The organism is Chryseobacterium sp. CH21 (genome assembly GCF_004119445.1).
Taxonomy (GTDB): Bacteria; Bacteroidota; Bacteroidia; order Flavobacteriales; family Weeksellaceae; genus Chryseobacterium.
The window spans coordinates 1-282 of sequence record NZ_QICI01000114.1; the positions used below are offsets into that span (position 1 = coordinate 1).

1 protein-coding gene is annotated in these 282 nt (G+C 35.5%); it reads right to left on the reverse strand.

The genetic code is table 11. From position 1 onward, the window contains the following. On the reverse strand, nucleotides 1–282 hold a 282-nt coding region (locus BOQ62_RS22200; RefSeq protein WP_164976829.1), incomplete at both ends, for a hypothetical protein.

Below are 282 nucleotides of genomic sequence, written 5' to 3' on the forward strand. Positions count from 1 at the left end.
TTTTTCCTTTTTCGGGTAATGTTTTTTTATTCTTGTAATTAATATTTTCTGTATCACATTCCCATCCGGCAGCTCTCAACTGAACGTCTATCAGTTGGATTCTTGTATCAAGCTCGCTTAGATTAATCTTATCAGCATAATCTGCATACTTTCCTCCGCATGGCCATTCTGCAATTGCTTTATTTTTTCCTTTTTCGGGTAATGTTTTTTTATTCTTGTAATTAATATTTTCTGTATCACATTCCCATCCGGCAGCTCTCAACTGAACGTCTATCAGTTGGA